The sequence below is a fragment of the Calothrix anomala FACHB-343 genome (genome assembly GCF_014696435.1).
In the GTDB taxonomy this organism is placed as follows: domain Bacteria; phylum Cyanobacteriota; class Cyanobacteriia; order Cyanobacteriales; family Nostocaceae; genus Aulosira; species Aulosira anomala_A.
In genome coordinates this window covers 57,086-82,465 of the sequence record NZ_JACJQG010000013.1, presented here as the reverse complement: position 1 = coordinate 82,465, position 25,380 = coordinate 57,086, and the positions used below count along the sequence as shown (strand labels likewise).

Here is a 25,380-nt window from a genome sequence, read left to right as displayed (position 1 = left end):
AAATATTTTTGACTTTTGACTTTTGACTTTTGACTTTTTATGCCCAATGCCCAATGCACAGTACAAATACCAGAAAAAAAGCTGAATGGAACTAAAACATACCTGGTTAACTGCAAATAAAGGCATTCCGTCTCGGCTGCTACATTGGTTGAATCTTCGGCCTGAGGAGACTGAACGGACATGGCTAATGTTTGTTTTTTATACAATCGTATCTGTAGGATTACGATGGGCGGAAGACAGTACAGTAGCGTTATTTTTAGATGAATATGGTGCTAATCCTTTACCTTTGGTGTATATGGCTAGTGCCGCCCTGGGTTTTGGATTGGTTTTTTTATACTCCGGGTTACAAAAGATTTTTCCCTTGCGCTGGGTAATTGTGGCGATCGCACCTTGTATGGTGACGCCATTACTCATATTAGTATTCTTGCATTCGGGAATACAAATTTCTTACTGGACAATTATTCTTGTCTTTTTAATGCGGCTGTGGGTAGACGCACTGTATGTAGTCAACGATCTGAATACTTCAATCGTAGCTAATCAATTATTTAATATTCGTGAGATTAAGCGCACCTATCCACTGGTGAGTAGCGGTTTATTAGTAGCTGATGTAATCAGTGGCTTTAGTTTACCTTGGCTATTAGCATTCGCCAAGCTGAATAAAGTCATTATTATTGCTTGTGTATTGATTATTTTTGGTACAGGCATTCTCTTTTACCTCAGTCATCACTATCGCGAAGCCTTTCCCGATGCGCCACAAAAGCTCAATTTTCAAGAAGCAACCGCTAGACACCGCCGTCTAGAAGTACCACTCAGACGTTATATCTGGCTGCTATTTGGCTTTGTTGGTCTTTTGCAAGTGATTGGCTTGCTGATAGACTTTCAATATCTGCGCGAGTTGAAATCTAATTTTGGTGAAAAAGACTTAGCTAGCTTTTTGGGATTATTTGGCGGTATCGTCGGACTGTGTGAGTTAATGACACAGTGGTTTATTTCTAGCCGCCTCATTGAACGCTTAGGTGTATTTTTTGCCGCCGCACTGTTACCAATTACTGTAGGTTGTTTAATTCCCGCCGGAATCACCTTTTTCAATGTGATTACTGGTGTGGAATTACCCAACTTTTTCTGGGGGTTAGTAATTCTCAAATTCTGCGATGAACTTTTGCGCTACACCTTTATTATGAGTAGCGGCCCGGCACTTTACCAACCAATTCCCGAAAGAATTCGCAATCGCACACAAATATTATCGGGGGGAACGGCAGAAGCGATCGCTACAGGTTTTGCCGGAGTAGTAATTTTTGTGACTTTAATCTTTTGCGATCGCTATGTCCCAGAAGATTTAAAAAAATGGGTGTTTATTCTGGAAACAGTAATCGTAGCTGCGATTTGTTTAAAAGTAGTGATGTTACTGCGATCGCGCTATGTAGACTTACTCGTGTTCAGTGCAGACAGAGGCGAACTCAGTGCTGCAAATGTGGGTTTACGAGTATTTCAACAAGGAGTAGTTAAGGCTTTAGGCGAAAAGGGGAGTTTAGCAGATAAACGTTCTTGTATTGAACTTTTAGCCCAAATTGATTTGCATGGTGCGGTAGAAGTTTTAGCACCCTTACTAGTAAAATTACCGCCGGACTTACAATGCCAAAGCTTAGAAGTTATGCTCATGGCTGAGGCGCAACCGATTTATTTACCCTATGTTCGTCCTTTATTAGAACAGTCTGAAGATAATGTGACACCAGAGGTGTTTGCTTTGGCTTTGCGCTACGTTTGGCTAGCCGAACCACATCCCAATTTAAGCTTATTAGAAGAGTATCTCCACCCCCGACAACATTCACTGATCCGCGCCACCGCAGCCGCCTTACTCCTACGTCAAGGAACGCCAATGCAAAAAGTTGCGGCGACTAAAGCTATGCGGCGAATGCTGACTCACAAAAACGAACGAGAACGGGTGAATGGAGTTAAAGCTTTAAGAGAAGCCGTTTATTTACAAGCCTTACGAGTTCATATCCCCCATTTATTGCAAGATGAGTCTTTACGAGTACGTTGTGCTGTCTTGGACATGATCGCAGCTACTAAGTTAGAAGAATATTATTCGGCACTCTTAGGGGCACTTTACTATAAATCCACCCGTAACACAGCAATGCGTGCTTTAGTACAGCTAGAAAATGAAGCCATAGAAATGCTGTTGGATCTAGCTACCAATATTTACAAACCTGAACTAGTACGTGTATATGCTTGGCGTACCATTGCCCAAATAGGTACTTCGGAAGCTGTGGATTGTTTATGGCAAAACTTAGAACAATCTTGGGGTTCTAGCAGAATTCATATTCTGCGCAGCTTATTAAAAATACATAAACAACCAGAAATTAAAAGCTTAGAGGATAAATTTTATGAAAGTAGAGTAGAAAATTTAATTAAGGAGGAACTCAAATTTTTAGGCAGTATTTATGCAGCTTACATCGACTTTACATTACTGCAAACTATTACTAACCAGCAAGCAAAAGAAGTTTTTGAGTTACTGCAACGCGCACTTCTAGAGTTAGAAATAGATGTAAAAGAAAGATTATTACTGTTACTGAAGTTATTGTATTCTCCAGACAAGATGCAAGCAGCAGCCTTTAATATTCGCTCTGATTCAAGTATCGACTTAGCGCGAGGTTTGGAAATTCTCGATCACACGGTGAATCTTTCCTGTAAATCTTTGTTGCTGAATATTTTAGATCGGCGCTCCTATGAAGAAAAACTTTATCTGTTGACAGCCTCAGGATTAGTTGAATATCAACAATTATCAATTAGCGATCGCCTGCGACAGTTATTGATGATCTCGAATTTTCTCTCTGATTGGTGTTTAGCTTGCTGTTTTCATTTTGCCAAAGTCAGCCAAATTCGCTTGACAATCCCAGAAATTATGATTGCTTTGCGCCATCCCACAGGTTTTGTCAGAGAAGCCGCGATCGCATATCTGAGTGTAGTATCACACCGTTTTATCATCAAACTCCTACCTCAACTGCAAAAAGATAAACACCCCCTTGTGGCGGCTCAAGTTAAAAAGTTGATGGCACAATATCAACAGCAGAATTACAGAATTGAGCAGGAAGTTTAGAGAATGGGCATGGGGCATTGGGCAATAAAGCAAACAAATGAATCAATTCAAAATTCAAAATTCAAAATTCAAAATTAAAGACAGCCACCCACAAGGGGGAGCCAGTCTCGTGGGCGGGTGTCCCGACTTGAGAGAACTGGCGTTGGGGTTTCTACCAACAAGCGCGAAACAAGGATTTTTTCGCCCACTAGGGGCGAGGTTTTAAACCTAACTTTTTCCAATAAAAATTGTACAAACGCGATTAATCGCGTCTCTGACCATTGATTATTGACTATTAGAGCGAACTTCTTCTACTTGACCGACTTCAAATATGAGGGTGAAGGGCTGACCCATTTCTCGCTCAATGAAATTTTCTAATAACTGCACTTGTCGGGGTGTGACTGGTTCTTGGGCGCGGACAATTAAACGGACTTCTGGCGGATTGGCTAGCCAGTTGGTATTACTGTTGATTAAGCGTAAGCGTTGAAAGGTGACGGTTCGATTTAATAATGCTCGGCGTAAGCTCATTTCTAATTCTCCTTGTCGCACCAGTCGAGCAAAGCTGACACCTAAAGGAATGAGCAAAACTGCAGTTAAAGCTAATGTCCACAGTAGGGGGCGGCGTGCCCGTGATAAAGATGTGTATCCTGCGACTAAGAATGTCAGCATACAGGATAGGGTAATGCCGAGTAAGTTAGTTAAATAAAGCAGAGTCGCCCCGATACTTAATGACCAGTTTCCTTGTGCCAAGCCTAAACCAATCACACAGATGGGAGGCATGAGCGCTACTGCGATCGCAGTTCCTGCCACACTACCAGAAATTTTTGGCTGAATTTTTGCGTAGCCACTAATACCACCAGCTACGACGGCAATACCTAAATCTAATAGGGTAGGTTCGGAACGGGCTAGCACTTCACTACCGTAGCTGGGTATAGCAACGAGTAGACCTAGCGTATAAGCCATGACTACGGCTATAAATGTTCCTACTACTACAGCAATCACACCTTTGCGAAAGAGAATCACATTACCTTCCAAAGCACCAAAGGCTAATCCCCGAATAGGTAACATCAGAGGTGCAATAATCATGGCACCGATAATTACGGCAGTACTGTTAGACAATAAACCAAAAGTGGCGATCGCGCAGGAACCCACAATTAAAGTTATATAGGATGGGTCTAAGGTCGATTCCGCCAGCAAATCTGTTTGTATTTGTTGGAGTTGCTCTGGTTGAGAACCTCGGCGACGGAAATTTTTAAAGCGGTCTCGAATGTTATTACCCAAGACCATCCTCCTTGATTTGTGAATTTTGACTAAATTTTGACCTATTGATTATTTAAAATCCCATATTTGGCTGATGTCATCTAGAAATAGTCAGATGCAGAGTAAGTAAAAGACATTACCAGGATTCTCTTTATGATGCTTGAACCAGCAATTGCGGAACAAGTCATTGCGGCTAATATAAAGCAATTTCTCTTAGTACTTTCAGTCTCTTTAGGGGTAGCAACCTTACCACAAATATTTAGTTGGTTTCGCCATATTCCTTATACTTTACTCCTCGTAATTGTTGGATTAGGTTTGGCATTTGTGGATATCCACTTAGTCAATCTATCTCCAGAATTAATTCTGTTAATTTTTTTACCACCTTTGTTATTTGAAGCCGCATGGAATTTAAAATGGTTGGACTTGAAGCGAGATTTCCTACCAATTTGCTTATATGCAGTTTTGGGAGTAGTTATTTCTATCGTCGGGGTAGCAATAGGTCTAAATCAATTTGCTGGACTATCATTAACTACGGCTTTGCTTATTGGCGCAAGTTTATCAGCTACCGATCCGGTTTCTGTAACTGCTTTATTTCGAGAATTAGGTGTGAGTAGCCGACTTGTGACTTTGATGGAAGGTGAAAGCTTATTTAATGATGGCATGGCAGTAGTTGCCTTTGGTGTTTTAGTCGCCTTACCTTTAGGAAATGCTCAATTAGGATTCCAGGCAATTTTGCTGCAATTATTTACAGTTGTTGGTATTGGTGTAGCGGTAGGAGGTTTAATTGGGTTTGGCATTTCCTACCTCACCCAACGCTTTGATTTACCAATGGTAGAACAATCTCTGACGTTGGTTTCCGCTTACGCTACTTACTTAATTACAGAAGATTTGGGTGGTTCGGGAGTAATTGGAGTTGTTACCACAGGCTTGATTTTAGGTAACTTTGGTTCTCGAATTGGGATGAATCCCCGCACCCGCATTATAGTTTCTGAATTTTGGGAATTTTTAGCTTTTTTTGTCAACTCAATCGTCTTTTTGTTGATTGGCGACCAAATTCACTTTACAGGTTTAGCAGAAAATTTACATATCATTGCTATCACAGTGGCAGCGATGATTTTTATGCGTTTCATTGCGATTTATCTACTTAGTAATTTAAGTACTAAGTTAACTAATTCAGAAATTTGTTTACCTGACCAAACTATTTTGTGGTGGGGTGGATTGCGCGGTTCGGTTTCTATTGCCTTAGCGTTAAGCGTACCGACAATATTACCAGAACGGGAAACAATCATTGCTACAGTATTTGGTGTGGTTTTATTTACTTTGTTAGTTCAAGGATTAACGATTAAACCTTTGCTGCAAAAGTTGAATCTTTTAGGCGATGCTCCTTTACGCGATCGCTATTTAGAATTGACTGCTCGTCATGTAGCTTTAGAGCGAGTGCTACAACACTTAAATACAGATAGCCGTCCTGGTATCAATCTCGAATTTTACCGTTATCAAGAGGCACTAATTAAAGGTGAAATTGGAAATTTACAAATAGAAATAGACAAGTTACAAAAAGAGTATCCAAATCTGCAAGACTTTACATTAGAACAGTTCCGCGAAGAACTTTTTGCGATTGAGGCAGACACATATGCAGAATTTGTCAAATCTGGTCGATTAAGTAAAGACCTTGCGCCGATGCTTCAGGAAGTTTTGCAAAAAGGTCAATAGTTAATAGTCATTGGTCATTTGTCATTTGTCATTTGTCATTTGTTAGAGATGCGATAACCCTTATCCTCCTTGTCCCCATTGTCCCCCTTCCCTTGTCCTCCTTGTCCTTAAATTAAAACCCAACAAAAGCCAATATTTGTTGGGTTTATTCATCTATCTCAAGGAAATTACTTTGGCAGAACTGGCGAGATTTTCAGTTGCTGTTAAAACTTCTTGTCTTGCCCATTTATCGGCTGTCAAAATGTCATCTAAAGAGGGATTTTGTAAATTATCATTTTGATGGCGATCGCACACCCATTCAATACAACGGGGTATATCTAAAAAGCGAATTTTTTCTTCTAAAAATAAAGCCACTGCTTGCTCATTGGCAGCATTTAATACAGCAGGCATGGAACCGCCAGCGCGACCGGCTGCATAAGCTAGTTGCATACAAGGATACTTTTTATGGTCTGGTTCGCGGAAGGTTAAATTACCAGCTTTAACTAAATCTAAGCGTTCCCAGTCGGTGTAAATGCGATCGGGCCAAGATAAAGCATACAATAAAGGTAAGCGCATATCCGGCCAGCCGAGTTGGGCTAAAACTGAAGTATCTTGCAGTTCAATTAAGGAATGAATAATGCTTTGGGGATGGATAACAATCTCAATTTGGTCATAATCCATACCAAAGAGAAAATGCGCTTCAATTACTTCCAAACCCTTATTCATTAAAGTTGCAGAATCTACAGTAATTTTACGCCCCATTGACCAATTAGGATGTTTCAGCGCATCTGCAACTGTGACTTCTGCTAATCTTTCTACTTCCCAATCTCGAAACGCACCGCCAGAAGCAGTTAACAAAATCTTTCTTAATCCGCCTTTAGGAACGCCTTGAAGACATTGAAAAATTGCGGAATGTTCGGAATCGGCTGGTAATAATTTAACGCCATGTTTTTCTACTAAAGGTAAAACTACAGGCCCCCCAGCAATGAGAGTTTCTTTATTTGCTAAAGCAATATCTTTACCAGCTTCAATAGCAGCGATAGTGGGGAGTAATCCCGCACAACCAACGATTCCAGTAACAACAGTTTCCGCTTCACCATAACGCGCAACTTCAATCACTCCCGCTTCACCAGCCAGAAGAATTGGTTGGGGATCGAGGTCTTTGATTGCTTCTTGCAGCGCTGACAATTTATCTTCTACACATATAGCTGCTATCTGCGGTCTAAATTGCCGAATTTGAGCAGCTAACATTTCTACATTGCTTCCTGCTGCTAATCCAACAATCCGAAATTGATCCGGGTACTGAGAGACAATATCTAAAGTCTGAGTACCAATAGAGCCGGTGGAACCAACAAGAGTAATCGCTTTCACAATTGTTTAATATTTATAGACAACTCTCACTATAAATTGCTGAGGTATCCTTCAACAAAGCAAATTTGAGAAACTAGCGATCGCATTTCTCTATCTTCCTTGTCCCCCTTGTCCTCCCTGTCTCCCTTGTCCTTTTTGTTCCCATATCAAATAGGATTAGGTTGATTCCCTATCCTCCAGTTTGTTGAATCACTTGGTTAATGCGATCGCTTCTGACTGGCTGACAATCACCTTCTCGCTGATAAATACAAGTATTTCCCCAACAATGCTGCGATGAATAGCCTGGTTGCTGAATGGGGATGTTAGCAACCAGATAATTAAAGTTTTGTTTCTGCGTCTCAAATTCCTTATTGTTGTCCATCAAAAACATTGGCACATCTTGATGTAGGTAAGTATAGCCGCCAGATAATGCCCAATGAATACCCCAAAGACCGACACCACAAACTGTTTTTTCCTGACTTAATTTTTGTAAAGCTTGCAAATTACCAGATTCTGCATTCCAGTGCGTCCATCCCCGATTATTCCACAGCATTTGCCAGCTTAATTCTGTATAAAGGTTAAATCTGCCAGCCAATACCGCAGAAGTAGAAGCCCAAAGTATCAAGCATAACGATACTGCTACGAATTTTGCCTGATGCGATCGCCATTTTAACAGCCAGAATTTGACTACCTGTGAGGTTCCTAAGCCAGCTAACATCAAGATTAAGGGCAAGGCGGTATAAATAAAACGGTATTCTTTATGTGCTGGGAGACTGTGAATTAAGATAACTGCGATCGCTAACCATGCCAAAATGGGACTCTGAAAACTACCGATAATTGCTAAAAGTGCGATCGGCACAATAAAAAAAGACCAGCTTTTCAACATGAATACGAAATATTCATACCAAGGAGAAACCCCATAAATATGACTTCTGTTTTCAATAATATTAATCCAAAAATGTTTCCAAAAAGATTGAAAAGGGTAAGACCAAGTAAAAGCATCAACCAGCCCAAAAATCAGTAAAGGGCCGATAATACCAGCCATCATAGTAATAGTTCTTTCTTGCCAATCTTTGTGCCAACAAATATATAACAATGCAACAGCTACAGCCGTTATTAATTGAATTCGTAAACCTAAAGCGCACCCACACAAACAACCTGCTAAAAATAGGCGAGTTCGAGGCTGAAACCACTTTCCATGAACGCCAAGGTAAACGCCTGGGAGAAAAAGATGAGTGGCTACTACCTCATTAAAAGCCTTGGGTGCAAAGTAGACAAATTCATACCAAACGCTGCAAATACCCGCCGTGATGACAGCTGTTAATAAACCCCCTGTGCGATATCCCCAAAGAAAAGCAACAACTATCGTCGTTAAAGACAGCAGAGACAAAAAAATATTTACGCCAGTCACATAACCTGTAGAACCATCTCCCAGCCAAGCAGTCAGGCGCATAATCGCTGCTAACAGGGCAGGAAAAATCCACGATCTGATACCATCTCTAAATTCCCAGGTAATTATCCCATGACCAAAAGCGAGGCGGTGGGCGGGTTCCTGAGTCTGGAATATTTCATCCGCCCAAAAAATATTGGGAAAAGCCAACGCGCAGCCAACGCGCAGCAGTAAGGCAAGTAAAATCAGAATGCTACATAAGAGCGTGTTTAACTTCAATTTGCTATTCATTTGCTGCTGTATACAAAAATGTTATCCTGCTTGCGTCACGCTGAATTGAGACCAAATCATGAATTGGGCGATCGCTCTAGATTAATCTCAATTAATGGTCTAGTTTATGGTATTGTGCCTTTGAGCATCTTTCCCTAAGACGCGATCGCCTTTTATAATTGTGCCTGCTTATCAGTATTAAAATCGCCAAAATTTTTGAGAACAACTGGCAAATTTATAGCCATGCTATTTTCACATTATTTACCCCCATTTTCTCACAATTAAAATTGTGTGCGATAGTGATTTACTATCTTCAAAATTAAATTTTTAATTTTCTGTAAATTAAATTAAGCAATTTACCTATACTATGAATGTTTTTCTGAACAAGATTACTCAAAATTCTCATTCATTTAGCAATACTGTTACTATTTTTTTCTTTTTAATCGGCTTACCAGCAATATTAAATCATGCTATGTGGCGTGATGAATTAAACGTTTGGCTGATTGTCAGAGATAGCCAATCATTATCCGAACTCTTTTATAACATTCATTATGAAGGACATCCCTTTGTTTGGTATATATGTTTAGCTATTTTAAAGCAAATTATAAATAATCCTATAATTATGCAAATTTTTCATCTATGTTTAGCCACCACATCAGTTTATTTATTTACTCGTTATTCCCCATTCAGTTACTTACAAAAAGTCTTATATTGTTTAGGATATTTTCCATTGTATGAGTATTTACTAATTAGTAGAAACTACGCGATCGGATTATTATTTTGTCTTTTATTCTGCACCCTCTATGCTAGCCGTAAGCAGACATATCTGAAACTGTCCATTGTTTTATTCTTCCTAGCCAACTCCAACGCTTATTGTTTAGTATTATCCATTGTACTAACTACAACTCTGGTATTAGACTATATTCTGCAAAAACCTTTAAATCAAATCATTTTAGCCAAAAAAATTGATATAGTTTTCAGTTTTTTAATTGCTTGTTCCGGAATTATCCTTTCCTTAATCCAACTGATTCCTCCTCAAGATAGTAAATTGGCGGGGGGTTTATCAGGTTTTGTCTTGAATTTTAACTTTAACCACTTAATCAAAACTCTAATTCGAGTTTGGAATAGTTATATCATTATTTTAGTTCCTGGAGAATCTCAACAAATAAGCCTCATTGTATTTTCTCTAATTTCATTAGCTTTTATTGGTTTCTTCGCTGTCTTATTTATTAGAAAACCAATTATTTTCTTTCTTTACACATTTGGAACTATTGCCATACTTGCTTTTACCTACGTAAAATTTCTGGGAGCGCCTCGTCATTATGGACATTTATACACTTTGTTGATTGTCTGTCTATGGCTGAGTAAATATTACTCTAAATCATCTTTATTTCTGCAAGTTTTTCGTCCTCATCTCAGAACTTATATCATCAAAGCTATCAAATGGACAAAGCCTTATCATCCTCTAGTAATAATGTTTATGTTATACGCACAAATGCTAGGAGGAATATTCACATTTAGCCGCGATATAATTCTTCCTTTTTCTGCAAGTCGAGAAACAGCAACTTATCTCAAAGCAGAGTACAAAGATAAATTAAAGGATGTATTTATTATCGGTAGTCCTGATTATACAATGTCCCCAATTGCTGGTTATATCAATCGCAAAATTTATTATCCTGAAATTCAACGATTAGGTAGCTTCGTTTTATTTACCACCCAACGCCAAGAAGTCGATCATGCAGCAATCCTTAACCAATTAAGCCAAATAATTAAAACCCAATCGGAACCAATATTGTTAATTTTAAATAAGCAATTAGAAGCTAATAATTCTCAATTAAAAATTACTCCAGTCAAGGAGTTTACAAGAGCTTTTAATTCTGATGAACGATATCACTTATATTCAGTTTCCCAGACATCATAAATTTTCAGAATAAATCAATGCGATCTCTGTCGTATGAGCAATGTCTACCAAAATCTCGCTATGGTGGATCATGCTCAACTCACTAATCAGTTTATTGCAATAATATGCATACAATTAAAAATATTATTAATTATAATTTCTACTTTCCCTTAGCAATGTGGCTGTCTAGTAGACTTATCATTGCCATTGCGATGTTATTAATTGCTCCATTACTACCAACTCCATCAACTGGGGTTCCAGCAACTTTTAGCTGGGATGTTTTCGCTGCTTGGGATAGCACTTGGTATGAGAAAATAGTGACTTATGGTTATGATTTTTCTCCAGAAGTTAAAGAAATTCATACAGTTGCATTTTTCCCTTTATTTCCATTATTAAGTCGTCTTTTAATGAACATCGGCTTGCCTTTTAAAGTAGCAAGTACATTGGTGAATAACTTAGCTTTTTTAGCTGCATTAACAATAGTTTATTTTTGGAGCGAGGAGCTTTATGGTAAAACCACAGCGCGATGGATAACAGCTACTTTAGCATGGTGTCCTTATTCCCTATATGGAACTGTAATTTACGCTGAAGGCTTATTTTTACTATGTACCACATCTGCCTTAAGAGCTTTTCATAAAAAGCAATATATTTGGACAGCATTTTGGGGACTATTATCTACAGCAACGCGAGTACCTGGAGTTGCACTGATACCAGCTTTTCTATTTATCTCTTGGAAAGAGAATAGAGGAATCAAAGCCTATCTTGCCAGTTTAACTACTGGCTTAGGTATATTTTTTTATAGCTTATATTGCCAATTTAAATTCGGTGATGCTTTGGCTTTTATTCATGCACAAAAAGCATGGCGCGGTGATGCAAAAGGTTTTGCTTGGGAGGGTTGGTGGAGAATGTTGATGCAAATTACAGTCGGGTTTACTAATTGGAAATCTGGCTATATTCAAGATATTTGGCATCCCTTATTTTTTCTCGTTATTCTGATAAGTAGCTTATTATTATGGCGTTTTCGTTTGCGTCTGGGTAAAAAACAATTCCGTTATGGAATCTATTTATTATGTTTACTGATGTGGTTATTAACAGGTGATGAATTATTTATTCTCACAATGGTTTTTGGTGGTATTTATTTACTATGGATTTCACGGGATGAAATTCCTTTAGTTACCCTCATCTATGGATTTGCTTCATTAGCCTTAATTTTAAATACTGGGATTACAGCTTCTGCTGAACGCTACGCTTACGGTATTATATCTCTGTCAATGGCATTCGGTTTATTACTAGCTCGTTATCCTCGTTGGGGATACCCACTGATGTATTTCTTTGCTATTTTGTTAGCACATTTCTCTGTGCGATTTGCCCGTAATCTTTGGGTTGCTTAAATTTATAATTAAATAAAGCTAATAAATGAGTTAAATACTCTATAAATCTGACAGTATGAACCAAATTAAAAATATTATTCAACATCCTAAATTATTATTGTTTCCTATAACAATCTGGCTAGCTACGAGGCTAATAATAGCCATTGCTATGTTAGTAATTGTCCCATTATCTTCAAATTCATCACCTGAAGTTGATATTAAATTTGGTTGGGATGTTTTCTTTGCTTGGGATAGCCAATTTTACAAAACAATTGCCACTTCTGGTTATGAATATTCCCTGGAAAAAAAGCAATATTATACTGCATTTTTTCCATTGTTTCCCTTGCTATGCCGTGCAGTTATGAGCATGGGTTTAACTTTTGAAATTGCTGGAACTTTAGTAAATAACTTGGCATTTTCACTAACCTTGACTATACTTTACTTTTGGATAAAAGAGCGTTACGGTAAAAGTACATCAAGGTGGTCAATAGCTGTTTTAGCTTGGTGTCCTTATTCCATTTTCGGAACTGTAATTTATACAGAAGGGCTATTTTTATTATGCAGCACAGCTGCTTTAATAGCTTTTGATAAAAAACAACATATCTGGGCAGGTTTTTGGGGAGCGTTATCAACAGCAGTTAGATTACCGGGAATTGCACTCATACCTGCTTTTCTGTTTGTGAGTTGGAAAGAACGTCGGGGAATAACAGCTTATATTGCCAGTTTGGCTGTTGGGCTAGGTGTAGTTTTTTACAGTCTTTATTGTCAAATTCAATTTGGTGATGCTTTGGCTTTCATTCACGCACAGAAAGGATGGCGTGATTCAGCCGGTTTTGCTTGGCAAGGGTGGCTAAAGATGCTAATGGAAATTACGATAGGAAAAGCTAATACCAGATATGCTTATATTCAAGATCCCTGGCATCCAATAATACTTTTAATCATTCTGGTTATTGCTTATTTATTATGGCACTTCCGTGTTTATTTGGGTTCTATTAAATTCCACTATGGGTTATGTATTTTATGGTTATTGCTTTGGATATTAGTAGGGGATGAATTAGTTAAAAGCGTACTAATTTTTGGTGGTGTTTATTTGTTGTGGTTTTCACGAGCTAAAATTCCTTTAGTTACAGTTATTTATGGGTTTTGTTCCTACGCCTTAATTTTTAACACTGGAATCACCGCTTCTGCTGAACGCTATACTTACGCGATTGTATCACTAGCGATCGCATTCGGTTTATTACTAGCTCGTTATCCGCGATGGGGATACACAATTTTAGGCTTTTTCGCCATTCTGTTAGTCACTTTTTCTCTCCGCTTTGCCCAAAATCAGTGGATAGCATGAGGCTAGTTAATTAATGGCGAAACTAGAGTAAAGTTTTCAGATTTACCAAGTATTCTACTCTTAGATAAATTTATCTTCTGCAAAGTTAGATCGTCTAACAATAAATAAGATTTTTTCTCTACCATTTGTTGCAAAACTTGCACATTCGCAGCAGTCACTTGACAATCGCTATAAAAATCTAAGCTGGGGCGACTATAAGCAAAAGAAGTATAAATTTGTGTTCCGGCTGGTACATTAGCTCTAATTAATGCACCTACTGGCTTAACTGGAAAAGCTTCGTTTAACTCCCAAACCCAAGATTTTGAACTCACAAACAGCGCTAAAACTAAATACATTCCAGACAATAAAACTGGAATAAAGTAACGGTTACGCTGTTGAATTAGCCACGCAGTTACACCCATGCTAATTGCCAAAACAATACTCATAACAATTAATGTTGGCTGGGGTTCAGCAATTATAAAGTAGACGCAGCCTCCCAAGCCGACAACCGAGAGAAATGCAAAGAATACAGTTAAAAATTTACCTTTAAATTTAGCTTGCTGTTGCCAAATATTGCTTAATTTCGCTCCAATTGCTAAAGCTAAAAAGGGGTATATAGGCATTACATACCAAGGTAGTTTAGTTCGCATCACAGAAATAATGCCTAAATAAACAATTGTACCAATGAGAATTAAACTACCCCAAGCAGTCTGACGTTTTTGCCAACTTAAATATAAACCTCCGGGTAAGAATAATAGCCAGGGAAAGCCATATTTAATTATTTCAATTAAATAGTACCAAACAGGGCCAGTATTACCTTCTACAGCTTGTCCTAGTCTATCTAAAGCTTGGGCTTGAAAATGCACTTTTAAGAAGAAATCGCCGTAATGTTGCCATTGGAGATAATACCACGCGATCGCAGGTGCATTTCCTAATAACATTCCCAGCCATAAATAGGGGGTTTTAAATAAACTAAATTGCCTATTTACTATAATAAATAATCCCGCAATTCCTCCTAAAACTAAAACTAATAATCCTTTGGTGAGAGTAATTAATCCTAAACAGAAACCTATTCCTAAAGCATACTTTTGATTATGACGCGCCTTTAATAGACAAAATAATAATAGAAGAAAAAACGAAATCGTCATTCCATCTAACATTGCTAATCTGCCATGACGCACCACTGGCAACATTGTCAGATATACTAAAGCTGCAAATAAAGCTGGTAGGCTTTGTAGAAACACCAAACGCCCTACTAAGTAAAGTAAAGGTACTCCCAAAGCTGTTAATACAGCCCCAGGAAAGCGAGTAGTAAATTCTTGTACTCCGCCAATGTGGTAGCACAGTGCAATTAACCACTGCATTAAGGGTGGTTTTAATAAAAATGGTTCTCCATGAAGTGTGTTATACAACCAATTACCATTGCGGTAAATTTCTCTAGCGACGATTGCATAAGTACCTTCATCCCAATCTCTTAAGGGTAGATTACCTAAAAATATCAGCCACAAAACTAGAGAAGCCACTAGCAAGCTGATTAACCATTCTTTATCTGTGAATGGGCGCATATTTAAAAATGAATTATTGGTAAAAATCTCATAATATTTGTTACTGTTTTTAAAGTTTTTAGTTCCGGAATATTGGGGTTTAATTTTTCTGCGATCGCTAATTTGGGTTCTGCTTGTCTCGGTTGAAAATCGTATAAATAAACAAAAGCTAAATACAGCCACACATAGGGATTTTTTGCATCATATTTAGTTAATTCTGTCAAATTTGCGATTAATTCTGGAACTTGGCGCTGTAAAAGTTCTGCCAACACTAGAGTATAGCGCCAATTGCGGTTACTTGGTTCGGTTTGCAGTCGATAATTAGCGGCTAATTCAATTTGTTTTAAATAATCTTGCGTAGGATCGTATTGATTGAAGTTATCTATCTGCACAAAGATATTATCTAACTTGCCCTGTTGTAATTCTAATGCTAATTGTGACATCTGAGAAACTAAATCTAAAGCTGGTGCTTTGTCTATTTTTCCTTTATTTGTGACATTTACAATAGTTGGCGGAATATTTAAAGGTGTCACTTTACCAGTTCTTCTATCTAAATACTCAGCAGAAAGTTGATATTCTCCCAATGCTAATCCTTGAGGAATGAATGTAGAGATATTCTCAGTTACCTGAAAACTTCCTTGGGGATGACATTTAACACCACAATATAAATTACCCAAGCCAATAGCGCGATCGTGATACCAAGATGATTTATCATGCTGCCATTTTAAGAGTAATAAGCCATTTTGCAAATCATCCCAGTCACCAGTTATTTGATAACTAACTGGGTTACTTTGTCCGACTAATAAATGATTATTACTGATTACTGGCTGTAAATTAATTCCCGAATTACCATTATTTAATTTCTCAACGACTACATCAGGATTCACTCTTTTATATAATCTTAATTTATCTCCACTAGGTAATACCCAATCAGCCTGTAATTTTAAATTTGGATCGGATTCTACTAAAGCTTTAAATTTGCGTTTCGTTTCTCCCCGTTCTCCTGCTTCATCTGGTTCATTATCTTTAGTTACATACCAAGGAAAGTATTTTAAATCTTGTTCTACTTGGGATAATTTCATCGTCACTTTTCTACCATAGACGCGAAAATCGGCTAAGGTACCAAAATAATCTAAAGTAAATTCATTAACTTGGGATGTAGATACAGGAATTACCCCTAAAGTTGATCTGAGATATGGATTAGTTTGATTAATTTTATCGATTAACTGCGCTAGAGGATATTTTTTACCCTCATCACTGGGTAAATGTTTTCCTCCCCATGCTTGAATTATCGGTAAAGGAAATAAATTATTAAGTAAAATTATCCCACTTAACCCAATCGCTATCAATCTAACTTTATCAAAATTTTTGTTATCTATTAAATTAAACCAGTAAGCTAAAATTAAGGCAATTATCGGAAATAAAGGTAAAATAAATCGCACATCTTTATTTGTCCCCAGAGAACAAATAATATAGCTACTGAATAAGTAAATGATTAACCAATTTATACCTGATGTAATTCTTTGCTCTCTAACTTCCTGATGCGCAAATTTATAGTTAATTACATAAACCAATAAAATCCCCATACTCACAAATAATATTGGAAACCCAACAGTTTCCGGTAACATTTGCGGATAAACTAACCAACCAGCAATCGTAGTCACTGGTGGATCTCCCTCATTTTTACCAACATTATTCGCATTGATTGCAGAGGTAATAATCGTTAACCAATTTAAACTATACCAAGAGCCACAAATTAACCAAGCTGTAATTAAAGATAACCCAGTTTGCAGCAGCTTAATATATTTACGCTGGCGAATAAAGCTGATTAATATCAAAACAGCAGGAATTAAAATAAAAATAAACCCTGTCGGTTTTGCTAGCATGATTAACCCAATACCCAATCCCAAAGCTAGGGTTAATAGCCAAGATTTAAAACCACGAGCATAATCTTGCCAAATCGTTAAGATAGTGAAAGTAAGGGTAACAATTGCCGTTAAACCATAATCTAATAAATAATCCGTCCGCATAATTCCCAAAATGGGGAATAATAGGCAAAATAAACTTGCGGTGATACCTATCTTTGAACTTTTAAATAAATAATTAGCTAAATGATAGACTGAAATTATAATTACAGCGCTATATATTAAATTAACTAAACTCGCTTGATCGTAACCTTTACCAAATAAGAAAAAAAACGGTACTGTACAAATATAGACAAAAGGAGCGCGATAACTTGGCGTGAGCTTCCACAGAGATAGCCACCAATCACCTGAGAAAATGTGGATATTCTGAAAAATTCTATAATGATGTAATGCTGTGGTTAAATGGGCGCTTTGATCGTAAGATGGAATGGATTCATCTAGCAAAAACCATAATCTATCTATAATTAATCCGATAAACCATATTAAAAATAGTATTAAATAATCTTTTTTAAACCGAGTAATTGAATAATTCATAGTTTATTTATATCAGTTAAGTTTAAACCCTAAAAAGATGATATTTTATGATTGCAACTGACAATATCATATTGGAGTGTAGATGAATTCTCTGAATGTTATTCCTAGAGTTAATCTTATTATGCAGCTTGCCTAGTTGATGCAGTTGACTAAAAGTTGCTCTCTATAGTAGTCCTAAATCATTGGTAAGATTTACAAACTCTCAGTTTTTCCTCTTACCCTTGGCGTACTTGGCGTAATTGGCGGTTCAATAAGAAAATATTTTCACAACTCAGATAAGATTGCCATATATGTCAGCATAATACTGAGTGCTGTATTAGACTTTTCACATTTGGCGATCGCTATTTTTATTCAAATGTAGAAGCTTCAACTACAGCAGTTGCGTCAGTCAGCTACCCATTGTCAATCAACGAAACGCTGACACCGTCTAGCTATTTGAACTTTGCGAAATTAACAGATGTACTAGTCAAGAGTGTAATCCTCTATTTTTCAGTTGCCATAGAATTTATATTGATTTTTATCAAAACATGCTATAATATCAGCCAAATTTAAAATTAAATCTCAGTAAATATGCGGTTAAAAAAGTATTGTATTTATTAAAATAAATGCTGACTAATGAATATTGTTTATGGTAATAAATAATTTAGTTTGATTTGGGTAGCTCTAATAATTGTTTGCTATTGGCACCAACTAAATCATGGCTTAATAATTTAAGTAGTGTTAAGGTATTATTTCCACCCTGAGAAATCAAATACCAATGACATTTTGGTTGGTCAAACACTAAAGAGTATCTAAATTAACTACTCAATTAGCTTGATCGATGGGAAACTATATCTTAGTCAATATAGTCTCTCTACTCTATGGAAGATAAGGTTAATCGTTTACTAGTTGAAAATTTAACTTTTTCTTAAAAAAGAAAAATCAACTGTCAACAGTACAATATACCTAGTCGTCTAACAAAACTGAATAATTAGTACAATGCTTTTGCTTAGATATTTCTAAACAAGCTAATTAGTTAGCTGATAGATTTGCCAAAACTTAGGGAATTAATCAGCCTAAGTTCAGTATAGGTCAATGGTTTCCTAATTTATCAAATAATAAGCAAGAGGTCTCGGACAATTTAGTTCTGTTACTAACATAATTTGCATAAGTTGCAGTAAATTACCTAGTTTTACTGTTGACTAATTGTGCTGACTAATTATGATGAATGCAAGTTCAAAGCCTTAGGTATTTATGAGTTGACATAATTACCTAATATCGTGTATGTATCGGTTTTCTGGAAACTAGAGAACCTGGATTTCATTGTAATTTTTTACATATATGACTAATCACGAAATTTCTGTTAATCTTGATTAAAAATTTCAAGAATAGCAGTAATTATTACTGTATCTAATTGTGTAAAAAGATATCTGGTAACGTACTGCCATGTACGTGTTTGATGGTTTGACCCTTGAAGGAGCTATGAAGTGGAAAATCATAAGTCGTTTTTTTGGCCGCAAGGACTATTAATTGCGCTGGTTGCTTTAGTCAGTAGTTTTAGTCTGGGCTTGATGTTGCTTGTTAAACCGAATACCTCAGAAGCACAGAGTCAGCAGAGTATAAATGAAATCGCTACATCTGCTAAAGCTGGGACTCAGGCGCGAATTGAAGGTTTAAGAAGCACGATGCTGACAAGTTGGCAAAAACAAGCTTCAGCTAAAGGTTTTGCTTATGCTGTACCACAAAGTTTTCTCGGTGCAACCATTGAATCAGCGAAACTCAGTCCAGATAAGAAAGTGATTGCGCTGACTTTTGATGATGGCCCTTGGCCGGAAAGCACTGCACAAGTACTAGATATCTTAAAAAAGAATGATATCAAGGGGACATTTTTTGTCGTTGGACAGAACGTCAAAAATTTTCCCGATTTAACAAAGCGAGTAGTAGCTGAGGGTCACACGATCGCCAACCATACTTGGCATCACTGGTATCATCACATGAATCCCCAAACTGCGGCTTATGAAATTGAGAATACCACTAGCTTAATTTATCAACTGACAGGGGTGAAAACTAACTTATTTCGCCCACCAGGAGGCAATATGCGCAATGGTGTAGCGGCTTACGCCAGAAATAGCAAATACGCTATTATCATGTGGTCTTCTGACTCTAAAGATTATTCGCGCCCCTCTGTGCCAAACTTAGTCAATAATGTCTTTAGAACCGCTAAACCTGGTGGAATTGTACTCTTACATGATGGCGGTGGTAATCGTTCCCAAACCGTAGCAGCTTTACCAACTATAATTGAAAACTTCCGCAAAGAAGGCTACAGCTTTGTCACTGTTCCAGAACTCTTAGAAATGCAAGAGAAAGAACAAAAAATAGCAGCAAATAAAAAGTGATTGCTCAGAGACGCGATGAATCGCGTCTGTACAATTGTCATTTGTCATTGGTTACAATCTCTTGACCTTATTTAGCTAATTACAACTTTCATTAATTCTCTGCGTACCTCTGCTCTTCCCTTTGCGCCTCTTTGCGTTTAAATTTCAAACCTCAATTAGCCATTGAGTTACTATTTGATTTTGAAATCATGATCTTAGGGTGAAAACAATCTGTAGTTAATTCTGCAAACCAAATAAAACCCTAGAGATTTCTCACAAATCTGCATAAATCCAAAATAAAAAATCAAGGGACACAGATAAATTTAATTACCTGTGTCCCTTTTTAATGTAGCCAGAAACTTAGTCCTGACTACAAACTCAATCCTTAAACTGCACTCAATTGTTTAATTTGGGGATTAGCTTCCGGGCCATCAGCCTCAGAAGGTGGTACTAATTGCCAGAATTTAGGTAAGTATTCTTGCCAATTTTGGAGAATTAATTTCGCTTTAGGCGAACCAGTGCGATCGCAATGTGTTTGAATTAAGTCTTTGAGTTGTTTCTCACCTGCTTCGGTGCTAACTCGTTGAATCTTGACAATATCCTTGTTCACTAATTCAGGGAAAGAACCATCTTCATCTAAGAAGTAAGCTAATCCACCTGTCATCCCCGCAGCAACGTTGCGTCCAACTTTACCGAGGACGATAATTACACCACCTGTCATGTATTCGCAGCAGTGATCGCCAGCGCCTTCAATCACGGCGACACCTTTGGAGTTACGCACAGCAAACCGTTCTCCCGCTAAACCGTTGGCGAATAATACGCCACCAGTAGCACCATAGAGACAGGTATTGCCAACGATGACGTTTTGTGCTGGGTCATAGCTAGCATTAGCTGGGGGTTTGATGATGATTTCACCACCATGCATTCCTTTACCTACATAGTCGTTGGCTTCGCCTTCGAGACGGAGAATCATACCGGGTAGGTTGAAAGCGCCAAAACTTTGACCCACACTACCTTGGAAGTTGAGATGAATTTGTCCTGCGAAGCCGCTATCACCGTATTTAGAAGCGATCGCGCCGGATAATCTCGCACCCACGGTTCTATCGGTGTTGACGATTTTCACGGTTTTGGAGATGGTCGATTGATGACAAATCGCCGCTAAAATGTCTGGATCTGCGAGTAATTCATCATCGATCACTGCACCGTTGCTGTGAACTTCTTCATGCACCAACCAGCTACGATTTTCTTTAGTATCTGGTAACTGAAGCAAGCAGTTGAGATTGATTGATTCGGTTTTGGTGAGTTTGATGTCTTCGCGCATTTTCAATAAGTCTGCGCGTCCAACTACTTCTGATAGGGAACGATAGCCTAGCTTCGCCAATAGACTGCGTACTTCTTCGGCGATAAAGTAGAAGAAATTCACAACATGTTCTGGCATACCGGAGAAGCGCTTGCGGAGTTCTTCTTTTTGGGAAGCGACACCCACAGGACAGTTATTTGTATGGCAGATCCGCGCCATAATACAGCCTTCCGCAATCATGGCGATGGAACCGAAACCAAATTCTTCGCCGCCCATCAAGGCACCAATGAGGACATCCCAACCACTCTTGATACCGCCATCAACACGCAGAATTACGCGATCGCGCAAACTGTTCTCCATGAGTACGCGATGGACTTCGCTTAATCCGAGTTCCCACGGTGAACCAGCGTGTTTAATCGAACTCAGAGGTGAAGCACCTGTACCGCCATCATGACCGGAAATTTGGATGATATCGGCGTTCGCTTTCGCTACACCTGCGGCGATGGTACCAATACCAATTTCTGCGACTAACTTCACAGATACCTGTGCTTTGGGGTTAATTTGATGCAGGTCAAAAATTAACTGGGCCAGGTCTTCAATGGAGTAAATATCATGGTGCGGTGGTGGGGAAATCAAGGTAACACCAGGCTTGGAACGCCGCAACATGGCGATATAAGGACTTACCTTTGGCCCTGGTAATTGTCCGCCTTCCCCTGGTTTTGCACCTTGAGCAATTTTAATTTCAATTTGCTGGGCGCTGGCTAGGTAACCGGGTGTCACACCAAAGCGTCCGGATGCAACTTGTTTAATCGCACTGGAAGCTGTGTCACCATTCCTTAATCCCTTGAGGTGGGGAAGGGTGGGCGAATGACCGGATTCATCCACATCATCCAAGACGTTATAACGGACTGGATCTTCGCCACCTTCGCCGGAGTTGGATTTACCACCGATGCGATTCATGGCGATCGCTAAAGTTTCGTGGGCTTCTCTAGACAACGCACCTAAAGACATTCCCCCAGTACAGAAGCGTTTGACAATATCGCTAACTGACTCGACTTCTTCTAAAGGAATGGATTGGCGATCGCTTTGGAAGTCTAACAAGTCGCGTAAGGCGGTAACTGGGCGATTTTGCAGGTGTTTTTTATAAACTTCGTAATGGTCGTATTGCTTCCCATCTACAGCTTTATGCAATGCTTTGGCTAGTTCGGGGCTGTTCATGTGGTATTCGCCGCCACGACGATACTGCACAAAGCCTAAGTTTTCTAACTTCTTGGTTGTCAGTTCGGGGAAAGCTTTGTGGTGGAAGGAGAGAATTTCCTGCGCCAATTCACTAACACTCAAACCACCAATGCGGGAAGCTGTACCTTTGAATCCGAGTGCTAATAAATCGCCACCAATCCCGATGGCTTCAAAGATTTGGGCTGCTTGATAGCTGGAAAGTAGAGAAATTCCCATTTTCGAGAGAATTTTCAGCAATCCAGATTCTACAGCTTTGCGATAATTGGCGATCGCTTGTTCTAAGGTAATCGTCGCAATTTGACCTCTGGTCATAAACTGCTGTGTCTTCTGATCTGACCACCAATCGCGGACAGTATCTAAAGCCATGTAAGGACAAACAGCACCAGCACCATAGCCAATCAAACAACCAAAGTGATGAGTACTCCAACATTGGGCTGTATCGACAATCAGCGAGGCTTTCATCCGCAAGCCTTGACTAATTAAGTGATGGTGGACTGCGCCAACTGCTAACAGTGGGGGAATATAGCTGTATTCTGTGCCTAAAGAAGAGCGATCGCTCAATATCAAAATCTTGGCACCCGCCCGCACTGATTCTGCCGCTTTGGCTTGTAATGACTCTACGGCTGCTTTTAAGCCTTCTGGCCCGGAAGCAATTTCAAATAATGTAGATAATTCTGCAGTTGCAAAGCCGGAAAGTTTAATCGCCGCTAATTCTTTTTCTGTCAGTACAGGCGAATCGAGTTTGATTCTTTTTGCATATTCTGGCTTGATTTCTAATAAGTTACCCCGTTCGCCTAGTTCCACCTTGAGAGACATAACTAGCTTTTCTCTTAAGGGGTCAATCGCCGGGTTAGTTACCTGCGCAAAGCGCTGTTTGAAATAGTCATACAGCAAGTGAGGTTTTTCTGACAACACCGCCAGAGGAATATCATCACCCATACAGAAGGTGGGTTCTGAACCTTGCATCGCCATTGGCTGAATCACCATTTCTACATCTTCTGTGGTGTAACCAAAGGCTACTTGATGTTGTAGCAAGGTTTGTCTATCTATTGTCTTTTCTGGGGTGATGTGTCCGTTGTTATTAGCAACATGCCCATTGCCATTGCTGCTAGCTACGCCATTACCATTGCCATTACTGGTTGCATAATGCCCCTTCGGGTTCGCAGTCGCCTGCGGAGGGAAACCCTCCCGCAGCGCTGTCTCACCGTTTACCAATGTCTTCAGGTCTTGACGGTGCTGTTGCAACCATTCCCCATAGGGGTGCTGCTTCGCAATCCGTTGTTTAATTTCCCAATTTTTTAGCACTTCGTTGGTAGTTAAATCCACGGCGATCATTTGCCCCGGGCCGAGTCTACCTTTTTCTACGATATTTGCTTCTGGGAGATCTACTACACCAGCTTCAGAAGCCACAACGATGTAATCATCTTTGGTGATGACGTAACGTGCAGGTCTTAAACCGTTACGATCTAAGGTTGCGCCTACTTTTTGCCCATCACTAAATACTAATAATGCCGGGCCATCCCACGCTTCTTGCAAACCACTGTAATATTCGTAAAAATCGGTAATCTCTGGATAATCTTGCAAAGAAGGCTGATTTTGATAAGCTTCGGGAACTAGCATCATCAAGCCTTCTAAGGGGCTGCGTCCCGATCGCACTAAGAGTTCGAGGACGTTATCTAATGTAGCTGAGTCGCTATTGTCAATATGAACTAAGGGCTTGAATTCTTCAATGCGATCGCCCCAGACTGGATGGGCTAAAGTCGCTTCCCTCGCCATCATCCAGTTAATATTGCCTAACAAAGTGTTGATTTCGCCATTATGACCCAACAACCGCATGGGTTGAGCTAAAGGCCACTTGGGCATGGTATTGGTGCTAAAGCGGCGGTGATAAACAGCAAAAGCACTTTTATAAGCCGGATTTTTTAAATCTAGATAAAACTCTCCCAATACCGCCGAACGCACCATCCCTTTATAAACAATTGTGCGACTCGACAAGGAGCAGATATAAAAGTCTTCAGAAATACTTTTAGCTACTTTAAAAATCCGCCGTCTGGTGATATATAGCGCCCTTTCTAGTTCTTCACCGCTTGTCGCCCCAGCTAAAAAGACTTGTTCAATTTGCGGTTGATTTTCTTTCGCTTGTATCCCCAATGTCTCTGGCTGTACGGGGACTACTCGCCATCCCAGCACAGTAAATTTTTCTTCAGCCGCAATTTTTTCCACCATTACCCGCGATTTTTGCGCGGCTTCGGGGTCTTGCGGTAAGAAAATCATCCCTACTGCTAAATTGCTGGTAGAGTTAGATTCTGTCCCCCTGGGGATATAGTCTTGGAACAACTCCCAAGGTATAGCAGTCAATATCCCTGCACCATCCCCTGAATCTCGATCGGCACTACAACCACCCCGGTGTTCTAAGCAAGTCAAAGCTGTTAAAGCTTTGTCCACAATTTCGTGGCTGGCAGAATTTAGGCGATGGGCGATAAACCCTACACCACAAGCATCCCGTTCCTCAACTAACCACCTTTGTCCTTGGTAATTACCCTGTGAGTCAGTATCTGAAAATGTCATATTCTGCACTTGCTTCCTTGGTTGATTATTCATAGACTGTTCCTGAAATCCTGAGTTACGAATTTTGCTGCTGCTTGTGAGAAAAACTTCTCAACCTTGAGCAATGGGGGAAAAATATCAACACCGAAATTTAGGGGAAAAATTTAACTTCGGTTCTATCTATAGGTTTACCCGTGTTAAAATATTCGCGTTATTTTTATGTGTTTATGCTGAGTTAGCTAAATTACTTTTCAACTATTAGCTTTATATTTATATCGTGAAGCTAAGTGTTTTCTCAATTCTTTTCC

The 25,380-nt window shown here is 39.0% G+C and carries 12 protein-coding genes; 6 read left to right on the top strand and 6 right to left on the bottom strand.

The window, feature by feature from the left end; translation table 11 throughout:
* Positions 1–85 precede the first annotated feature (85 nt).
* Positions 86–3,097, top strand: a complete 3,012-nt coding sequence (locus H6G08_RS09630; RefSeq protein WP_190540961.1) for an MFS transporter — start codon at positions 86–88, stop codon at positions 3,095–3,097.
* Between the two features lie 264 nt (positions 3,098–3,361).
* Here H6G08_RS09630 and H6G08_RS09625 read toward each other — a convergent pair whose 3' ends face one another.
* The gene (locus H6G08_RS09625; protein WP_390625594.1) at positions 3,362–4,363 is read right to left on the bottom strand and encodes a TIGR00271 membrane domain-containing protein; all 1,002 of its coding nucleotides are present in this window, start codon (positions 4,361–4,363) and stop codon (positions 3,362–3,364) included.
* A gap of 126 nt (positions 4,364–4,489) precedes the next feature.
* Between H6G08_RS09625 and H6G08_RS09620 the strand changes: the two genes are divergently transcribed.
* Entirely contained in the window at positions 4,490–6,049 is a 1,560-nt protein-coding gene (locus tag H6G08_RS09620; protein ID WP_190540955.1) for a cation:proton antiporter, read from the top strand.
* A 153-nt stretch (positions 6,050–6,202) separates the two neighbouring features.
* On the opposite strand, the gene dxr is transcribed toward H6G08_RS09620, so the two are convergent.
* Positions 6,203–7,399, bottom strand: a complete 1,197-nt coding sequence (gene dxr / locus H6G08_RS09615; RefSeq protein WP_190540951.1) for a 1-deoxy-D-xylulose-5-phosphate reductoisomerase — start codon at positions 7,397–7,399, stop codon at positions 6,203–6,205.
* Between the two features lie 169 nt (positions 7,400–7,568).
* Positions 7,569–9,059 (bottom strand): glycosyltransferase family protein, encoded by a 1,491-nt coding sequence (locus H6G08_RS09610; protein ID WP_190540946.1) that lies wholly within the window; start codon positions 9,057–9,059, stop codon positions 7,569–7,571.
* Between the two features lie 346 nt (positions 9,060–9,405).
* Here H6G08_RS09610 and H6G08_RS09605 point away from each other — a divergent pair, with 346 nt between their 5' ends.
* The 3 genes from H6G08_RS09605 to H6G08_RS09595 all read left to right on the top strand — a co-directional run bounded on the left by H6G08_RS09605 (position 9,406) and on the right by H6G08_RS09595 (position 13,650).
* Positions 9,406–10,959 (top strand): hypothetical protein, encoded by a 1,554-nt coding sequence (locus H6G08_RS09605; protein WP_190540943.1) that lies wholly within the window; start codon positions 9,406–9,408, stop codon positions 10,957–10,959.
* A 104-nt stretch (positions 10,960–11,063) separates the two neighbouring features.
* Positions 11,064–12,329 carry a putative hexosyltransferase gene (locus H6G08_RS09600; RefSeq protein ID WP_190540940.1) on the top strand — a complete coding sequence of 422 codons (1,266 nt, stop codon included), beginning with the start codon at positions 11,064–11,066 and terminating at the stop codon, positions 12,327–12,329.
* A 55-nt stretch (positions 12,330–12,384) separates the two neighbouring features.
* Positions 12,385–13,650: a putative hexosyltransferase gene (locus tag H6G08_RS09595; protein ID WP_190540939.1), complete on the top strand. Its 1,266-nt coding sequence runs from the start codon at positions 12,385–12,387 to the stop codon at positions 13,648–13,650.
* Positions 13,651–13,652: 2 nt separating this feature from the next.
* Here H6G08_RS09595 and H6G08_RS09590 read toward each other — a convergent pair whose 3' ends face one another.
* Together H6G08_RS09590 and H6G08_RS09585 are read right to left on the bottom strand one after the other, a co-directional pair.
* Entirely contained in the window at positions 13,653–15,194 is a 1,542-nt protein-coding gene (locus H6G08_RS09590) for an ArnT family glycosyltransferase (protein ID WP_190540936.1), read from the bottom strand.
* A 2-nt stretch (positions 15,195–15,196) separates the two neighbouring features.
* Positions 15,197–17,632, bottom strand: coding sequence for a glycosyltransferase family protein (locus tag H6G08_RS09585; RefSeq protein WP_190540933.1), 2,436 nt, complete (start codon positions 17,630–17,632; stop codon positions 15,197–15,199).
* A 1,466-nt stretch (positions 17,633–19,098) separates the two neighbouring features.
* Here H6G08_RS09585 and H6G08_RS09580 point away from each other — a divergent pair.
* Positions 19,099–20,007, top strand: coding sequence for a polysaccharide deacetylase family protein (locus tag H6G08_RS09580; RefSeq protein WP_190540930.1), 909 nt, complete (start codon positions 19,099–19,101; stop codon positions 20,005–20,007).
* 364 nt (positions 20,008–20,371) lie between these two features.
* On the opposite strand, the gene H6G08_RS09575 is transcribed toward H6G08_RS09580, so the two are convergent.
* A complete protein-coding gene (locus H6G08_RS09575) occupies positions 20,372–25,126 on the bottom strand; it encodes a glutamate synthase-related protein (RefSeq protein ID WP_190540927.1) in 4,755 nt (1,584 codons plus the stop codon).
* Positions 25,127–25,380 lie beyond the last annotated feature (254 nt).

Coding starts and splice junctions, on each gene's coding strand:
- H6G08_RS09590 (WP_190540936.1), bottom strand. CDS start 15,194: ATGCGCCCATTCACAGATAAAGAATGGTTAATCAGCTTGCTAGTGGCT.
- H6G08_RS09625 (WP_390625594.1), bottom strand. CDS start 4,363: ATGGTCTTGGGTAATAACATTCGAGACCGCTTTAAAAATTTCCGTCGC.
- H6G08_RS09610 (WP_190540946.1), bottom strand. CDS start 9,059: ATGAATAGCAAATTGAAGTTAAACACGCTCTTATGTAGCATTCTGATT.
- H6G08_RS09585 (WP_190540933.1), bottom strand. CDS start 17,632: ATGAATTATTCAATTACTCGGTTTAAAAAAGATTATTTAATACTATTT.
- H6G08_RS09620 (WP_190540955.1), top strand. CDS start 4,490: ATGATGCTTGAACCAGCAATTGCGGAACAAGTCATTGCGGCTAATATA.
- H6G08_RS09575 (WP_190540927.1), bottom strand. CDS start 25,126: ATGAATAATCAACCAAGGAAGCAAGTGCAGAATATGACATTTTCAGAT.
- H6G08_RS09605 (WP_190540943.1), top strand. CDS start 9,406: ATGAATGTTTTTCTGAACAAGATTACTCAAAATTCTCATTCATTTAGC.
- H6G08_RS09630 (WP_190540961.1), top strand. CDS start 86: ATGGAACTAAAACATACCTGGTTAACTGCAAATAAAGGCATTCCGTCT.
- H6G08_RS09595 (WP_190540939.1), top strand. CDS start 12,385: ATGAACCAAATTAAAAATATTATTCAACATCCTAAATTATTATTGTTT.
- H6G08_RS09600 (WP_190540940.1), top strand. CDS start 11,064: ATGCATACAATTAAAAATATTATTAATTATAATTTCTACTTTCCCTTA.